Raw genomic sequence first — 545 nt, 5'->3', positions numbered from 1 at the left:
GGCGAGGGTTCGGATGCCGAGGCCATGGTGGTGCCCTCCTGGCGATCTCCGCTGCGGGCGGCGCCACGAGCGGACCGGTGCCGTGATCGACGGCACGACCGTACCGACTGTGCTGACGCGATCACGTGCGGTTTAGCTACAAAACGGATATCTCACCCGTGATTTGCCATGAAGTGCCATCCTTTGCGGCGGCGTTGCGCCGTAGCTGTTGACGTTTTGTTGCGTTGGTTCCTGTAGACCATGGCAGTCACGCGGAGGAAGGGGTTCCCCTTGCCGGACGTCACACCAGCCACCGGGGCAGACGCTGACGGCTCACGGATGCCCGCACAGTTCCGCCACCGCCCCAGCGAGGAGCGCAGCGCGTCGCTGCCGGGCGCCCGGTCACACCCGGGAGCCGGCCGCGACACCGTCGCACCGGGCGGTGACGTGACCGAGGACTACGGGGTCCGCGACCTGAGCCCCGCGTTCGACGGGCCCGTCACGCACGAGGCCAGCCGCCCCGTCGAGGCGGACGAGCCCGCCGGCGCGACGCACGCGCGCGAGCG

General features: G+C 70.3%; 1 protein-coding gene. It reads left to right on the top strand.

Annotated elements, in window-relative coordinates; translation table 11 throughout:
• Positions 1 to 318 precede the first annotated feature (318 nt).
• Positions 319 to 545: hypothetical protein (locus tag KUM32_RS40270; protein ID WP_217146655.1), on the top strand; the 227-nt coding region annotated here is incomplete at its 3' end.

Source organism: Streptomyces sp. AC627_RSS907, assembly GCF_019049165.1.
Note: the sequence above shows the minus strand (reverse complement) of the source record. Positions and strands in the feature narration are given on the sequence as shown.